The organism is Variovorax sp. SRS16, from assembly GCF_901827165.1.
Taxonomy (GTDB): Bacteria; Pseudomonadota; Gammaproteobacteria; order Burkholderiales; family Burkholderiaceae_C; genus Variovorax.
The window spans coordinates 187,721-202,715 of record NZ_LR594669.1; the positions used below are offsets into that span (position 1 = coordinate 187,721).

Here is a 14,995-nt window from a genome sequence, read left to right on the forward strand (position 1 = left end):
GCGGCCTCAGTCCGGCCGCAGCATCCGTGCCACCTGCTCGGCCAGCGCGAGCGAGGCGGTGATGCCCGGGCTCTCGATGCCGAACAGCTGGACCAGCCCTGGCAGGCCATGCCGCTCGGGACCGCTGATCTCGAAGTCGTTGGCATCGAGCCCCGCACCGCCGCGCGCGAGCTTGGGACGCATGCCCGAGTAGGCCGGCTGCAGCGCGCCATCGGGCAGGGCAGGCCAGTAGCTTCGGATGGCTTCGTAGAAGACATCGGCGCGCCGCGGATCGACGCGGTAGTCGGGCGCGTCATGGATCGCTGCGTCCGGATCGACGGATTCGGTGTCGGGACCGAAGCGTGCCTGGCCGCCCATGTCGAGCGTCAGGTGGACGCCGAGGCCGCCGCCCGAGGGCACCGGATAGATCAGATGGCGAAAGGGCGGCCGTCGCCCGGCGACGGTGAAGTAATTGCCCTTGAGCCAGAGCGCGGGCGGCACGTGGCGCGCGTCCAGTTCCTCGATGCCGGCCGCCACGTGCTGCGCCTGCAGTCCGGCGGCATTGACGAGGTGCGTGCAAGCCAGTTCGAACTCGCCGTCGGCGCCGCGTGTGCGCACCCGCCAGCCATCGCCATCGCGGCTGGCACCGACGAAGGCGGTGCCGGTCGACAGCACCGCGCCGTCGCGCTCCGCATCGCCCAGACAGGCGAGCATGAGCGCATGCGTGTCGATGATGCCGGTGGCCGGCGACCACAGCGCCGCGAGGCAGCGCAGTTCGGGCTCGAGCGCGTGCGCTGCGTCGGCGGCCAGCCATTGCAGCGCTTCGTCGGGCGCGGTGAGTCCGTTGGCGACGGCGCGCTCGGCGATCGCCCCGAGCGCATCGACGTGCGCCGGCTCGGTCGCCACGATCAGCTTGCCGACGCGGCGATGCTCGACGCCGTGCGTGCGGCAGTAGTCGTACAGCATGCGCCGTCCCGCGACGCAGCTGCGTGCCTTGAGCGTGCCCGGCGCGTAGTACATGCCGGCATGGATCACCTCGCTGTTGCGCGACGAGGTGCCGGTGCCGATGGCATCGGCGCGCTCCAGGATCAGCAGCTCGCCGGCCTGCGGCGCGAGCCGGCGTGCGATCGCGAGGCCGACGATGCCAGCCCCGATGACGATGGTGTGGATGCGCTCGGCCATGGACTCCTTCGATGCAGCGAAGCCTTCTTCGCGATCGGTATTGGATCAGAAGCCATGCGGCGCTTTCGCATCAGGGCGAGGGCTTCACGACGGCCAGGTTGTAGGGCCGTGCGCCAACGTTGAACGGGCTTCCGGGGAGGCTGGTGAGCGCGCCCGTCAGCGGGTCGACGTGGGCCAGTGCAACGGTGATGCCGATGTAGTTCCCCACATAGGCCAGGCTGCCCGTCGCATCGAATGTGGTGTAGTACGGGCCGGAGCCGTTCAGGTACGAATCGGCCAGCACATTGGTGAGCGCGCCCGTGCCGGGATCGATGCTGAAGACCAGCACCGGACCGCCGTTGCCGGTGCTCGCATAGGCAAAGGTACCGGCGGGATTGACCGCGATCGCCTGCCATCCCCAGCCAGCGTATGCGCCCGTAAAGGGACTGCCGCCCATGGCCGTGAGCGCGCCGGTGGCGGGATCGATGTTGAAACCCGAGACGCTGGCTTCGTTGTTCGCCACATAGGCGAATGTGCCGGCCGGATTGACCGCGACGGAGTAGGGGCTGCCGTTGGTGGCGAACGGACTGCCCACGATCTCGGTGAGCGCGCCCGTGCTCTGGTCGATGCTGTAGCCCGAGACATTGCCGCCGTTCTGGTTCGCAACGTAGGCGAAGGTGCCAGCCGAATTGATGGCGATGCGGATCGGAATCACGCCCGCGGTGAACGGACTGCCCACGATCTCGGTGAGCGCGCCCGTGCTCTGGTCGATGCTGTAACCCGAGACGTTACCGCCCTGTCTGTTGGCCACATAGGCGAACGTTCCTGCCGGATTGATCGTGATGGAACCCGGCTGCGCGCCGCCCGTGAACGGACTTCCCGACAGCTGCGTGAGGGCGCCGGTCGTCATGTCGACGCGATAGCCCGAGATGTTGTTGGTGGCCTGGTTCGTGGCATAGAGGAAGGTGCCGCCCGGCGTGGTCACGGTCGAGACCCAGCGGTCGTCAGTGCCGGCAGCGAACGGGCTTCCCGGAATGGTGGTGTGCGCACCGGTGACCGTATCGACGCGATAGCCCAGGACCCTGTTGTTGCCATAGTCCGGCACATAGACGAAGACCGGTTGCGGCGTGATCACGCACGTGACGCCGACATTGGTGACATTGACCGCCACGTTGGCACCCGAGCCGTTGGTCACCGTGCAGGTCTGCCCGGCGGGCTGCGTGTTCACGGTGACGTTGTAGGTGCTGGACCAGGCGACCGGCGTTGCGAAGGTGAAGCTCCCGTTGGCGTGGACGACGAGCGTATCGGCGCCGTTGTTCTGCAGCGCAAGCGTGCCGGTCAGGCCGCTGACCGTCCCGCCGATGGTGTAGGTGTTGGTCGAGCAGGTGACATTGACGTTGGTGACGTTGGCCGCCAGATTGGACTGCGTGCCGTTCGTGACCGTGCAGGTCTGGCCCGCGGGCTGCGTGTTGACAGTGACGTTGCTGCTGCCGTGCCAGGCCACCGGCGTGGCGAAGGTGAAGGCACCATTGGCGCTGACGGTCTTCGTGTCAGCGCCGTTGTTCTGCAGCGTGAGCGTGCCGGTCAGCCCGGCGACCGTGCCGCCGACCGTGTAGGTGATGGCGGAACAGGTGACGCCGATGTTCGAGACGCTGGCCGTGATGCCGGCGCCCGTGCCGTTGGACACCGTGCAGGTCTTGCCCGCAGGCTGAGTGCCCACGGTGACGCTGTAGTTGCTGGCGACCGGCGTCGGGAAGGTGAAGTTGCCGTTGGCGTTGGTGGCGAAGGCATGGCCGCCGTTGAGCAGCAGCGTGACCGAATCGCCCGGCGAGAGTCCCGAGACCGTGCCGCCGATGTTGTAGGCCGTGGTCGAGGTCACGGCAGAGCCGCCGCCTGCCGTCGTCGGCAACGTGACCAGCACCAGCGGGCCGATCGATCCCGGCGCCTGAAGCTGCACGCTGGTCGGGGTCGCCGTGAACAGGTAGGCATCGAAGAAGGCGTCCAGGCCCTGGCCGTCCGCGGCGAAGGTCGAGGTGGTCGGATCGAAGCCATTCGTGCTGACACCATAGGTGGACTGCAGCACCTGCAACAGCGGCGCGATCAGCAGCGAGGTCCTGGCCTGCTGGTATTGCGCGGCGCTGACCTTCGACAGCAGCGCGAGCACGTGGGCGTTGTCGGCCGGCGCCGAAGTGTCGAGCACGAGGCCTGCGGCCGCATAGGCGAGCATGGTGGTCAGCGGGTCGACGTTGACCACGCCATCGATGACCGGCGTACCCTGCGGCGGAATGGCCACGGCTTCCAGCGGCGCGCCGGCGGGCGTGGTGTAGCCCGCCAGAAAGACCGCGGCGGACCCGGCCGCACAGGCTGTGGTGTCCATGGAATAGCTGCCGTCGCTGGCTGTGGTGGTCGACGCGCAGACCTTGCCGGTCGCGTCCTGCACCTGGACCGTTTGTCCGGCCACGGGATGGCCATAGGCTGCGGTGCCGCTGATCTTGTAGGTCGGCGCGGGTGTGCTCGGTGCCGCGGGCGCGATCAGCGGGAACGACGCGCCGCCGCCTCCTCCTCCGCAGGCGGCCAGCGTTAGCGTCAACAAGGTACCGGCCGCGAGGCCCAGGAGTTTGCGTGGGTGCATGAGGAAGAGGAAAGAGACTGGGGAATGAGGTGCCGCTCGGCCGTTCCTCCCTGCGGGTAGCATCGACCACATTGCGCAGCCGGAGCATGCGCTCCATTTTCAAATGTCAAAAAAGCTGCACGCGGCCAGCGTGAATTTGTTGGGAGTTCGCAGGACTTCAAGCAGAAGCAGTCGACGGCAATGAATAACTAAGTAGTCATGCTGCGTGGCTCCGACGCGACGCGCGCCGGATCGGGCGGTGGAATGGCCGCCAAGCTCGCGGGCTTCGCCAGAGCGGGTTGCGCAAATGGGGCGATCTGATCCAGCAGGCGGGCATCGAGTTGGAGTGATGCCTGGGGTTCGTTTCATTGAAAATACAATCTATCTTATGTCAAATTGTTAAGAGGATTGCGCTCGACACCTCTGTAGGTAGCGAGGTTGCAGTTCCTCCAGCCCCATCCCCGTCATCCATCCAGGGGCCGCCTCCAGAATCGGCAGGAACTGCGCCGTGCACACCTCAGTCAGCCGATCGGGGGCGCGCGCGCCATGTCCGCGCAAGGCTTCTGGAAGGAAGCACAACGAACGAATCGAGATCCGGCGCGCGGCGTTCAAGACAATGTCGTCGGCCATCATCAGCCCAGCAAGGTTCGACAAACCGCGATCGATATCAAGGAGTTGCGGCCACCCGGTGTCCGCAGTGACCTTTCACTCATCGTTCGAGATGACCCGCCCCATAGAGCGAAGCCAAACAATGGTTGCAGCCAAGTCAGACTCCAAGATCGCTCGTTGAAGGCGCCGCAAGGGCGTCTCATGCACCTGGACCTGTAGCGATCGCGTCAGTTCGAGGCGCTGCCGCACAGGCGTCCCATCCAACAGGACTTCAAGGTAAACCGCGTCGACCATTGGGAATGGCTGCGTTCGAATCCACGCCGGACACTGACCTTGATCGACAAATCATCGCGATCTCATTCTGGATGCGAGCCGCCGATCTCGAGGTCCCCTCCTCCTCATCCGCAAAGAGCTCGCAAAACAGCGGCTCGCGTCCCGCGAAGGGTCGCGCGCATATGGCAGCAAAGCGGACGCCGCAGGTACTCAGGTCTGCCGTCCAGAAAGATCTTCTTTCCACAGCCCGGACGGGACGAAACGAACTCGACGCCGTGAAGCTGGCACGTTCTAAGTCCTTCGATCTGATGGATGCTCGAATGAAACCACCCATCCAGACATACGGCGCGCCGAAGAGTTCGTCCTGCGTATGAGCCCGCAGCACATCGTGTCGCCCGTCGGACCTTTTCCCGTACCGTCGTTTCTCGGCGATGCGGTTGAAGAGCCGCGCAGGTGAACTCTTGGGTAGTTGCTCACTGCTTGGGTCGATGCTCGCCAAGACGCGGCCGAGGACTCTTCCGTAGATGCCGTTCAGGAAGCCGAACTTGTGCGCTGTCAGCCAAGCGCTCTGCGAAGGCCGCCAATACGAATTGGGCCAGATCCAAATCGAGCGCGTCAGTAGATCTTCTTGGGACACAGCAACTCCAGGCCCTTGGCCCAGTTCAGTGGATTGGTTCCGGGTTTGCACTGCGGATTGTTCAGGCGGTATTTCGCTCAGGCGGCTTACGACAGGGGTTGACGCCTGGCCATCGAGGCGGACTCGTATTGGCAGGCACTTTGCACCCACTCATGCATTGACAACCTTGGAGATGGACGCGGCATCTGCATGGAGTGGGTGGTCGACCCGATCCACTATGTGCTCAAGGGCCATTGCACATCCGGAAACACGAGCTTCTCGTCAAATTGAGCCAACAATCGAGTGCCTCATGGGCCCCAAGGGCGCACCGAATGCCACATCGGCGATGCAGTTGATCAACGCGGCGCTCGATCCGCAAGCCCAGGCCCGGTCCGCGAAGATCATCGAGTACGGGCCAACGAACCTGAAAGCGCTCAATACCGGCGCGATCACGCCTGCCCGCATGGCGAAGCTCCCGACCGCGCCCCAGAACCTGTCCAAGCAGCTTCTCACCTCGCCCGAATGGTATGCGTCGGCGCAGGGCACCGCGGCCATGGAGCGGTTCGCGCGATTCCTGCAGAGATAAGAGAACTGCATTGGACGCCACTGGCGTCCGCATCAGCCGCTGCAAACGCGGCTGGGGACGTCAAGGACGACGACAGAGCCGGGGCGAACGCACCGGTTCTGCGGCCGGCGTCCTGCGGCCACTCGTTGATGCATAGAGCGCTCAAATAAGTGCAAACCCTAGGTGAAATGCGCTTGACGCTGTTTTATTGAAAACTACAATTTCTAATATAGATTAACTGAAATATCAGATGATGCAAACCGCAGAACGCACAGCGCCAACCCGCAGCGACACGGGGATTCTTGACTCGAAGGCACTTCGTTCTGCACTCGCCTGCTTCGCGACGGGTGTCTGCGTGGTGACCACCCAAAGTCCTGAGAAGGTCGATGTCGGGGTGACGGTCAATAGCTTCACATCGGTCTCTTTGAGCCCTCCGCTCATCTTGTGGAGCTTGGCCAAGTCCTCTTCCGCGCTCGAAGCGTTCCGGCAGGGCGAGCACTTTGTTGTGCACGTCCTCGCCGCGGACCAGGAGCATCTGTCCACACGCTTCGCGAGCCGCGGAATCGACCGATTCGCAGGCGTCCCCATCCAGCGAAACCTCGAAGGCGTGCCCGTGCTGGACCACAGTGCGGCGCGTTTCGAATGTCGAGTGGCACACCAGTACGAAGGCGGGGATCATCTGATCTTCGTGGGAGAGGTCCTGCGCTTTCAGGCGGACGCAGCGCAACCGCTCGTCTTCCATGGCGGGGGCTACACCGAAGTGGCAGCAATGCCCAGTCCTCTGCCGCCCGGCAACCGCGAGGGATGCCTGGTCACCACTGACCTGAGCTATCTGATCTGGCGAGCGTTCATGCAATTCCGCCGCCGCCACTATGAACGGCGCGTGGGATTGGGCTGGAGCGAGTCGGACGCCTACATCCTCCAGATACTGGCCATGGACGAAGGCCAAACGGTTTCGGAGCTTGCGGAGGCGATCTCTTTCACGGGCGAACGTTGCAATCCAGAGTGCATTCGCAACCTGGTTCAGCGAGGCTTGGTCGAGGCTGAGTGTCCTGTCGGACCCGCAACGTGCCTCAAGCTCACCGACATTTCGCGCTGCAGCGTGCGAGAACTCAGCGCACTCGCGCGGACGGCGGAGGGAGAACTGCTGGGAAAGATGACCGCCACGGAGGGTCGGCGCCTGAAGCATGTGCTCGGCCTGATGATCGAGAGCATGTGCTGCAACGTGGAAGGTGCCAGCGCATGACCACGCTCTCGGCCGAGCCGTCGATCCTCGCCTTGGAGGAGGTCGCGTCATGGCGGCACGACCTGCACGCGAACCCGGAGCTCCTCTACGACTGTCACCGCACTTCGGGGAAGGTGATGGACCTGTTGCGCGGGTTCGGCTGCGACGAGGTGGTCGGCGGAATTGGTGGCACGGGCGTAGTGGCTGTCGTGCGCGGCCAAGAGGACGGGCCGACGACGATTGGGCTCAGAGCCGACATGGATGCGTTGCCGATCGAAGAAACGGGTCGGCTCCCGTACCGGTCCGTCTGCGCCGGCCGCATGCATGCGTGCGGGCATGACGGCCACACGTCCATGCTTCTGGGCGCGGCGAAGGCCCTGTGTGCCACGCGTCGCTTCGCCGGTTCCGCAGTGCTGATCTTTCAGCCCGCCGAGGAGGGTGGAGCGGGTGCGCAAGCCATGGTCGACGATGGCCTGATGGAGCGATTCGGCATCCAGCAGGTCTACGCGATGCATAACTGCCCCGGAATGCCGGTGGGGCATTTTGGCCTGCGCGCCGGACCGATGATGGGTGCGGTGGACTACCCCACCATCGACATTGAAGGAGCGGGAGTTCATGCGGCAAGCCCGCATCTCGGCGTCGATCCGGTGCTGATCGGCGCCCACATCATCACCGCTGCCCAAGGCATCGTTGCGCGCAATGTGGATCCCCTCGCCTGCGCCGCCGTGTCGATCACCACCTTCGAAACGGGGACGGCGCGCAGCGTCATACCCGCGAAGGTGCGACTGTCAGGGACGGTCCGTACCTTGTCCGAGCAAGTGCGAACTCGGGTGGAGCAGCGTCTGCGAGAGCTGGTCGCCGGCATCGCGCAGGCGCACGGCGGCAAGGCCACGCTGTCGTACCAGAGAAGCCAGCCCGTCCTCGTCAACGACCGTTTGGCGAGCGCGGTTGCCGCCGCGGTCGCCAAGCGCATCGTCGGTGATGCATGCGTCGATACGGAGTTCACCCCAGTGCTGGCGGGCGAGGACTTTGCCTTCATGCTGAATGTGCGGCCGGGGGCGCTCATCTGGATCGGCAACGGCGACAGCGCGCCACTGCACCACCCCGCATACGACTTCAATGACCGCGCCCTGTCCTACGGGGTGTCCTTCTGGACCCGACTGGTGGAGACGCAAATGCCCATCACGGCGTCGACCTCGGATTCGTCCGCCACTGTCACTTCCCGACCACTGCTCCAACCCACGTCATGAAACAACTCATCTCCACACCCCACGCCACCGATTGGGGGGATATTCCCCACTCCCAAGGTGTCGCGGTCCCCGGCCTGGTCTTCGTTTCGGGCCAGCTCGGCGTCGACCTGGAAACCGGCAAGCCCGCGCAAGGCATTCATGCACAGACGGAGGCGGTGCTGCGCCAGATCCAGGCCATCCTGGAAGCCGCCGGCTGCGGCATGGCGGACGTCGTCAAGACCAACTGCTATCTGACGGATCGAGGCCGCGACTATGCCGGCTTCAACGAAATCTACCGGAAGTTCTTTCCGGACCCGTCTGCGTATCCCGCGCGCGTGACCGTCGAAGTATCGGCGCTTGCGCCGGGCTGTTGCATCGAGATCGACGCCATTGCGGTGCGCAAGATCAAGGAACGGTGATGGCTTTGAGCATTGAATCCAAAGGACCCATCCCACCTGCGAGCACGGCGCAGGACTGCGTGCAAGACACTCCCGCGCGCAAGGAATGGTCAGCGGGCTGGCGCAAGATGTGGGCAACGGCCATCGTGTTCGTGATCTTCATCCTGCTGATCGAGATCGGTCACCGCAGCCTGCCCCCCTTCCTGTTCCCCTCGTCCGTCGAAATCTGGCGCGCGCTGGTGCGCGCGGTGACTGAGCAGTACGCCCACATCCTGATAACAGCAGCGCGGTTCTTGTTCGCACTCGCAACGGCGACAGTTATCGGATGGTTCCTGGGCCTGTTGATGGGTGCGTTCCGCAACACATTGGGCGCGCTCGCGAATCCCGCGCTGTCCATCCTGCAGGCAGTGCCGGCCGTCTCGTGGGTGCTGGTCGCCATCCTGTGGATGTCGAACGTCGAAGCGCGCGTCTGGTTCATCTGCTTCATGGTGGGTGTGCCGCTGTACGCCGTCAGCGTGTACGAAGGCGTGCGCGACATCGATGCCGACGTGGTCGAGGCCATCGACCAATTCAGGCCCAGCCGCTGGCAGACCATCCACATCCTGCTGGTTCCCCAGTCGCTGGTGCATCTTCTGGTGTCGATGCGTTCGGTCTCTTCGTTGGTGTTGCGCATCCTGGTGTTTGCCGAACTGATCGGTGCCAGCACCGGCGTCGGCTCCCAGATGAGCGACGCCCAGACCAATTTTCAGATGGCAATGATCTTCGCGTGGACAGTCATCATGATCGCCGTCAACTTCATCATCGTGCTTCTGATCGACTGGTCTGAGACGAAGCTTCTCGGCTGGCGCAAGGAGGCGACCGTTCGATGAATACCGCACCTACCGCCGATCGCGTTGTCGGCCTCACCAATGTCTCCGTCTCCTTCAACGGCCGCACAGCGGTCGAAAACCTCAGCCTGAGCATCGATCGCGGTGAACGGGTCGCGGTCCTCGGCCGCACCGGTGCCGGCAAGTCCACCCTCATGAATTTGCTGGTAGGCAACCTGCGCGCCACGCGAGGCCAGGTGCGCGTCTCCGGCATGGACCCCTTCGTCGAGCGCAAGTTGCTGCAGGGTCACATCGGCATGGCATTCCAGGCACCACGGCTGCTGCCATGGCGTACAGCCCTCGGCAATGTGGTGGTGGGCCTGGAGATCCTCGGCAAGCCGCCCGAAGGACGGCGAACGATTGCCGAGAAGTGGCTCAACCAGGTCCACCTCGGGCACGCAGGTCACTTGTATCCGTCGCAGCTGTCCGGCGGCATGCGGCAGCGGGTCTCCCTCGCGCGCGCATTCGCCATCGAGCCAGACCTGATGCTCCTGGACGAGAGTTTCTCAGCGCTTGATGAAGTGACCGCGGATTCGTTGCGGGACGAATTCCTGCAGCTGTGCCGCTCCACCAACATGACCGCGCTGATCGTCACGCACAACATCGAGGAGGCGTTCCTCCTCGCCGAACGCGTCATCGTGCTCGGGCGCCCCGCCCGCATCTTGCGGGAATTCCAGACGTCAGCGTGTCCCACCCCGGGTACGGGTGAATTTCTCGAGTTCCGCCAGAGCATCCACACCCTGATCGGCAGTGACTCGCACGCGTCGACAGCCTCCCTTATCGCTTAATACCAGGAAAAAAATTCATGCAAATCGGCATCCTCACCCAAGGTTACGTCCGCACGGACGCGAATGCGCAAGAGCGCGTGGCACAAGTCGTCGAGTTGGCTCGCATGGCTGATGAAGTAGGGCTCGCCTCTTTCGGCGTGTCGGAGCAGCACTTCAAGTTCCCGACCAACTCCACTGGCGGGATCATCGCCATCATGTCCGCGATTGCGCAGGCGACGAGCCGCATCCAGATCACCCCTGGCGCCGTCATCCTTCCGTTTCACCATCCCCTCAACGTAGCCGAGGAGTGGGCCACGGTCGATATCCTCAGCAAGGGAAGGCTGTACTTCGGCTTCGGCAAGGGCAACACGCCGCTCACCGCCGACGTCTACAAGTTGCCCGTCACCGATACGGATGCTCGCACTCAGGAGTCGCTGGAGATCATCCTCAAGGCATGGACCCAGGAGCGTTTCAGCCATGAAGGGAAGTTCTTCAACATTCCCGAAGTGGCACTGTGCCCCCGTCCGGTGCAGCAGCCAGCGCCGCCTATCGGATTCGCGGCGACCTCCATCCATGGCGCCCAATATGCAGGCGCACACAAGCTCGGCTTCATGACTGGCGCTGTGGCCGCCGATTGGGAGGAAGCCGACGGCCTGCTGCGCGCCTACGAGGCTGCCTGGGAAAAGGGCAGGCCTGTCGGCAGCGCCAAGCCTTTCAAGTTCACGAGCTTGCTGGTGCATGGCCATGTGGCACGCCATATGGATTTCGTTCGCGACCAGGTTGCCTACGGTGTCGTGAAGTACGTGAATCGCTTCATCGAATACAAGCGCATCTTCGCGGAGCGTGCCGGAAAGCCGAACCCGACGTACGGCGAGCAATGGCTCGACAACTTCGACAGTGTGGTGGAGCGGATGCCGAGCGTTTTCGGCACGCCGGACCAGGCCATCGAGCGCCTGCTGCGGATGAAGAAGCTTGGCCTGGACCGCGTGGACATCACCGTTGACTACGCGAAGCAGGAAGACCTGCTCGAATGCATCCGGTTGCTGGGCACGGAAGTGGCCCCCGCCGTCAAGTAGGCCGACCGTGAATCTCACAACGCTCAGCGCGCGCGACATGCTCCGGGAAATGGCCGCACGCCGGCTGTCTCCGGTGGAGTTGATGCAGGCGACGCTGGATCGAGCCGAGGAGGTGAAGCGAGACTACGCAGCGTTCATCACCATCGACGCGGACACGGCACTTGCACGCGCGCGCCACGTCGAACAGGAGATGGGTTCCGCGAAGCCGCAGCCCCCTCTTGCCGGGATTCCTATCGCGTTCAAGGACACCGAAGATACGGCCGGCCTCAGGACGACATATGGCAGCCCGCTTTTTGGCGATCATGTCCCCACGCAGGACTGCGCGGTTGTCGATAACGCGAGAAAGAGCGGGGCGATTGTTTTCGCGAAGACCAACACCCCGGCTTTCGCACACAACGATTCGAGTGACAACCTGCTTGGGCCCTCCGTACGAAACCCACGCGTACCCACTCATTCGTCCGCAGGCTCGAGCAGCGGGGCCGCCGCCGCTGTCGCGGCGGGGGTGTCGCCGTTCGCGCATGGCACGGACGGCTCCGGCTCGGTACGCATTCCGGCCAGCGTGTGCGGCATCGTAGGCTTCAAACCCAGCTACGGCCGCGTTCCGGCCTGGCCGCATCGCGACCTGTGGGCGGCACGAACCCATCATGGCGTCCTTGCGCGCACCGTGGAGGACGCGGCTGTCGGCATGCTTGCGCTCGCGGGCGCAAGCGACTTCGATCCGCTTGTCAATTCCAGTCCCGTGGACTGGCTCGGCTACGGCCAGCAAGACGTGCGCCGGCAGACGGGCGTCTATGTCGAACAACTGGGAGTGGACGCTGTCGACCCGGACGTTGCCCGTTGCTGCCGTCGCGCTGTCCAACTTCTGCAGCGTGAGGGCCTGGCCATCGACGAGCGGCACTTGGACCTCGAACCCACGCACGATTGGTACTGCGATCTCTGGCACCCCCCCGTCGCTCGACAGCTTGGCTCGTTCCTCGAGAGCCGCCCGGATGCGGTCGACGAGACGCTCAAGGACATCATCCGCCGCGGGCAGGCCGTGAGCATCGAGCGTTTTCTCGCTGCGCGCGAAGCGCGGTCGCGCTTCCATACCCAGTTCACGCGCCGTATGGCCGGAGTTTCGTTCATTGTTTCGCCGACTTTGCCGTGCGCAGCCTGGCCTCTCGGGCAACTGCCCACGATCGGCGGCGGCACTGCGCCCGCCTTCGGGATCTCAGGGTCACGCTGGGAAAGCGTGTACCTGTTCAACATCCTCGGATGGCCCGCGATATCGATTCCTTGCGGCACGACCCCGGACGGTCGTCCTGTCGGACTGCAGATCGTCACCCGCAAGGACCAAGACCTGTGCTGCCTCAAGATCGCTGATCTCCTGGAGCAGCTTCTTCTCTCGTCACCCCATCCGCAACCTTAACCCGGAGTCACCATGAGGCATCGCCACACTCGCACTTTCATCGCCCGCCGCTCAATTCTTCTGGGTGCCGCATGCTTCGCCGCGGCTGCCGCGTCTCCTGTTCTTGCGCAGTCATTGCCGCGAGTGACCATGGGCGTCATCGCAAAGGACGGCTCCGCGATCGTGCCAACTTTGCTGACCGACGACAAGGCTCTCCAGCAGCAGTTCGGTGTGCAGGTCGAGGCAAAGGCCTATCCCAGCGTTACCGCGGTGTGGACCGCCTTCGCCGCGGGCGAGTTCGACTTCCTGATCGGCGGTCCCGCGGGTTTCGTCGGGCTGGTGGAGAAAGGCGTGCCGATCCACCTGATGGCCACGTATTCGATTTCCTCGGCACAGATTTTCGGCGCGGGCAAGCGCATCGAGTCGGCCGCGGACTTGCGAGGCAAGCGTGTCACGGCGGTCGTGGCAGGGCTTTGGAAGCTGACGGAGGCACAGATCAAGGCGAAGTGGGGATTGGCTCCCGGCGCGGGCTACGAACTCATCCCCGTGCCGAACCTGATGGCGGGCGTGACGCAGGTACTGGCAGGGACTGCTGACTATGCGATGGGTTGGGAGCCGGACGCGACTCGTGTGCGCCAGACGTACCCCACCCTGAAACTCGCGCTCTCCAGTGAAGACCTCCGTCCCGCGGGCGAGCCCAGCATCATCCAGGTCATCGGATCGAAAAACTCCATAACCGCGGATGTCCAGAAAAAAGCCGCGGACGCCCTCGCGGCCATGTCCGACAAAGTGACGAAGGATCCGGTTGCGGCCGAAGCGAAATTCGCCTCCATGACCGGCGCGGAGAAGGGTGCGTTCGCCGAAGCAGTGAAGACCGGTCGCTACCAGCTTACCGTGCGCTTGCTCAACGCGCCCGACAAGGCACTGCTCAAGGCCGATATCCTCAAGACGATGCCGCCCAACGCGGTTGTTCCGCCGAAGCTTCTCGATCGCAGCTGATCGGTTCTCGACCACATAGGAGACATGGTGCACTGGAAGGAAAAACTAAGAGCCAAGGCTGCAGCGCCCGGATCCCGCCCGGTGGCGCGGCCCATGGTGTTGACCTCCGCAGCGGGTGGTATGGTTACCACCGAGGCCGGGCGCATGGTGAACATGTCCAGCAACAACTACCTGGACCTCGCCAACGCGCCGCCGGTTCGCGCCGCCGCGGCCGAGGCCCTGGAGCGCTATGGCCTCGGACTGGCCTCCGTGCGATTCCTCTCGGGGACGCATGCGTTGCATCTGGAGCTCGAGCGTGCAACACGCGAACTGCTGCACGCCGACGACTGCATCGCGTTCGGCTCTTGCTTCGATGCCAACGCGGGCATCTTCGAGGCACTTCTGGATGACGGAGACCGGATTGTCTCGGACGAATTGAACCACGCCAGCATCATCGACGGCGTGCGGTTGGCGAAGGCCAGCCGACTGCGCTACCGGCATTGCGATCTCGAAGACCTCGAACGCCTGTTGCGGGAAGGGCCTGGAACAGGTATCACGATGATCGTGACGGACGGGGTCTTTTCCATGGATGGCTCGCTCGCCCCTCTTGCGGATCTCGTGCGCCTGGCGGGCCGCTATGGCGCCCTGCTGATGGTGGATGACTCACACGGCATCGGGACGTTGGGCGCAACCGGGCGAGGCACAGCCGAGCATTTCGACATGCTCGGCCAAGTCGACATCATCACAGGTACATACGGGAAGGCGTTGGGTGGAGCCATGGGCGGATTCGTCGCGGCCGGGCGCGAAATCATCGAGCTCCTGCGGGCGCGCTCGCGGCCGTACCTCTTCTCCAACCCGATACCGGCCTCTCTTGCGGCAGGTGTGATCGCCGCGATGAAGTTGATGCAGAGCGAACCGCTGCGTCTTGGCCGCTTGCGCGAGTCGACGCGCTTTCTTCGCACGCAGTTGGCTGAATTCGGCTTCGACGTTCCCGCTGGGGTGCATCCCATTGCACCTGTCATGCTGCGAGATTCCCATCGCACACGCAGCCTCGTCGCCCACGCGCGAAGCAATGGCGTACTGGTCTCCGGCATCGAATACCCTGTCGTGCCACGCGGCACGGAACGCATTCGCCTGCAAGTGAGCGCGGGGCACACGCTCGAGCAGCTGTCCACGGTCATACAGGTCCTTGCGCGCGGGCTTGGGGAAATGCGTACAGCATGACAAACCGGTGCCTTGCCGCGATGTTTAGAAT

At 64.1% G+C, this 14,995-nt stretch carries 13 protein-coding genes; 11 read left to right on the forward strand and 2 right to left on the reverse strand.

Annotation, left to right across the window (positions count from 1 at the left end):
* Nucleotides 1-6: 6 nt before the first annotated feature.
* Together E5P2_RS35815 and E5P2_RS35820 are read right to left on the reverse strand one after the other, a co-directional pair.
* Entirely contained in the window at nucleotides 7-1,161 is a 1,155-nt protein-coding gene (locus tag E5P2_RS35815; protein ID WP_162571814.1) for an NAD(P)/FAD-dependent oxidoreductase, read from the reverse strand.
* A gap of 70 nt (nucleotides 1,162-1,231) precedes the next feature.
* Nucleotides 1,232-3,772 carry a beta-propeller fold lactonase family protein gene (locus tag E5P2_RS35820; protein ID WP_162571815.1) on the reverse strand — a complete coding sequence of 847 codons (2,541 nt, stop codon included), beginning with the start codon at nucleotides 3,770-3,772 and terminating at the stop codon, nucleotides 1,232-1,234.
* An 887-nt stretch (nucleotides 3,773-4,659) separates the two neighbouring features.
* Here E5P2_RS35820 and E5P2_RS35825 point away from each other — a divergent pair.
* The 11 genes from E5P2_RS35825 to E5P2_RS35875 all read left to right on the forward strand — a co-directional run bounded on the left by E5P2_RS35825 (nucleotide 4,660) and on the right by E5P2_RS35875 (nucleotide 14,964).
* Nucleotides 4,660-5,007, forward strand: a complete 348-nt coding sequence (locus E5P2_RS35825; RefSeq protein ID WP_162571816.1) for a hypothetical protein — start codon at nucleotides 4,660-4,662, stop codon at nucleotides 5,005-5,007.
* Between the two features lie 552 nt (nucleotides 5,008-5,559).
* Nucleotides 5,560-5,835 (forward strand): hypothetical protein, encoded by a 276-nt coding sequence (locus tag E5P2_RS35830; RefSeq protein WP_162571817.1) that lies wholly within the window; start codon nucleotides 5,560-5,562, stop codon nucleotides 5,833-5,835.
* 229 nt (nucleotides 5,836-6,064) lie between these two features.
* On the forward strand, nucleotides 6,065-7,060 hold the full coding sequence (locus E5P2_RS35835) for a flavin reductase (protein WP_232081044.1): 996 nt from the start codon (nucleotides 6,065-6,067) through the stop codon (nucleotides 7,058-7,060).
* On the forward strand, nucleotides 7,057-8,289 hold the full coding sequence (locus E5P2_RS35840; RefSeq protein ID WP_162571819.1) for an amidohydrolase: 1,233 nt from the start codon (nucleotides 7,057-7,059) through the stop codon (nucleotides 8,287-8,289). The genes E5P2_RS35835 and E5P2_RS35840 overlap by 4 nt, the downstream gene beginning before the upstream one ends.
* Nucleotides 8,286-8,687: a RidA family protein gene (locus tag E5P2_RS35845; protein ID WP_162571820.1), complete on the forward strand. Its 402-nt coding sequence runs from the start codon at nucleotides 8,286-8,288 to the stop codon at nucleotides 8,685-8,687. The genes E5P2_RS35840 and E5P2_RS35845 overlap by 4 nt, the downstream gene beginning before the upstream one ends.
* Complete coding sequence (locus E5P2_RS35850) at nucleotides 8,687-9,535, forward strand: ABC transporter permease (protein WP_232081070.1); 849 nt, start codon at nucleotides 8,687-8,689, stop codon at nucleotides 9,533-9,535. Before E5P2_RS35845 ends, E5P2_RS35850 begins: the two co-directional genes overlap by 1 nt.
* Nucleotides 9,532-10,320 (forward strand): ABC transporter ATP-binding protein, encoded by a 789-nt coding sequence (locus E5P2_RS35855; protein WP_162571822.1) that lies wholly within the window; start codon nucleotides 9,532-9,534, stop codon nucleotides 10,318-10,320. Before E5P2_RS35850 ends, E5P2_RS35855 begins: the two co-directional genes overlap by 4 nt.
* Before the next feature lie 17 nt (nucleotides 10,321-10,337).
* Nucleotides 10,338-11,375, forward strand: coding sequence for an LLM class flavin-dependent oxidoreductase (locus E5P2_RS35860; protein WP_162571823.1), 1,038 nt, complete (start codon nucleotides 10,338-10,340; stop codon nucleotides 11,373-11,375).
* 7 nt (nucleotides 11,376-11,382) lie between these two features.
* Nucleotides 11,383-12,783, forward strand: coding sequence for an amidase (locus E5P2_RS35865; protein ID WP_162571824.1), 1,401 nt, complete (start codon nucleotides 11,383-11,385; stop codon nucleotides 12,781-12,783).
* Between the two features lie 12 nt (nucleotides 12,784-12,795).
* On the forward strand, nucleotides 12,796-13,761 hold the full coding sequence (locus tag E5P2_RS35870; protein ID WP_162571825.1) for an ABC transporter substrate-binding protein: 966 nt from the start codon (nucleotides 12,796-12,798) through the stop codon (nucleotides 13,759-13,761).
* 24 nt (nucleotides 13,762-13,785) lie between these two features.
* Nucleotides 13,786-14,964 (forward strand): aminotransferase class I/II-fold pyridoxal phosphate-dependent enzyme, encoded by a 1,179-nt coding sequence (locus E5P2_RS35875; RefSeq protein WP_232081045.1) that lies wholly within the window; start codon nucleotides 13,786-13,788, stop codon nucleotides 14,962-14,964.
* Nucleotides 14,965-14,995: the final 31 nt, after the last annotated feature.

Excerpts from the sequence above, each read along its gene's own strand:
- E5P2_RS35840 (WP_162571819.1), top strand. The coding sequence starts at position 7,057 with ATGACCACGCTCTCGGCCGAGCCGTCGATCCTCGCCTTGGAGGAGGTC.
- E5P2_RS35830 (WP_162571817.1), top strand. The coding sequence starts at position 5,560 with ATGGGCCCCAAGGGCGCACCGAATGCCACATCGGCGATGCAGTTGATC.
- E5P2_RS35870 (WP_162571825.1), top strand. The coding sequence starts at position 12,796 with ATGAGGCATCGCCACACTCGCACTTTCATCGCCCGCCGCTCAATTCTT.
- E5P2_RS35875 (WP_232081045.1), top strand. The coding sequence starts at position 13,786 with ATGGTGCACTGGAAGGAAAAACTAAGAGCCAAGGCTGCAGCGCCCGGA.
- E5P2_RS35845 (WP_162571820.1), top strand. The coding sequence starts at position 8,286 with ATGAAACAACTCATCTCCACACCCCACGCCACCGATTGGGGGGATATT.
- E5P2_RS35855 (WP_162571822.1), top strand. The coding sequence starts at position 9,532 with ATGAATACCGCACCTACCGCCGATCGCGTTGTCGGCCTCACCAATGTC.
- E5P2_RS35820 (WP_162571815.1), bottom strand. The coding sequence starts at position 3,772 with ATGCACCCACGCAAACTCCTGGGCCTCGCGGCCGGTACCTTGTTGACG.
- E5P2_RS35825 (WP_162571816.1), top strand. The coding sequence starts at position 4,660 with ATGGCTGCGTTCGAATCCACGCCGGACACTGACCTTGATCGACAAATC.
- E5P2_RS35850 (WP_232081070.1), top strand. The coding sequence starts at position 8,687 with ATGGCTTTGAGCATTGAATCCAAAGGACCCATCCCACCTGCGAGCACG.
- E5P2_RS35860 (WP_162571823.1), top strand. The coding sequence starts at position 10,338 with ATGCAAATCGGCATCCTCACCCAAGGTTACGTCCGCACGGACGCGAAT.
- E5P2_RS35835 (WP_232081044.1), top strand. The coding sequence starts at position 6,065 with ATGATGCAAACCGCAGAACGCACAGCGCCAACCCGCAGCGACACGGGG.
- E5P2_RS35815 (WP_162571814.1), bottom strand. The coding sequence starts at position 1,161 with ATGGCCGAGCGCATCCACACCATCGTCATCGGGGCTGGCATCGTCGGC.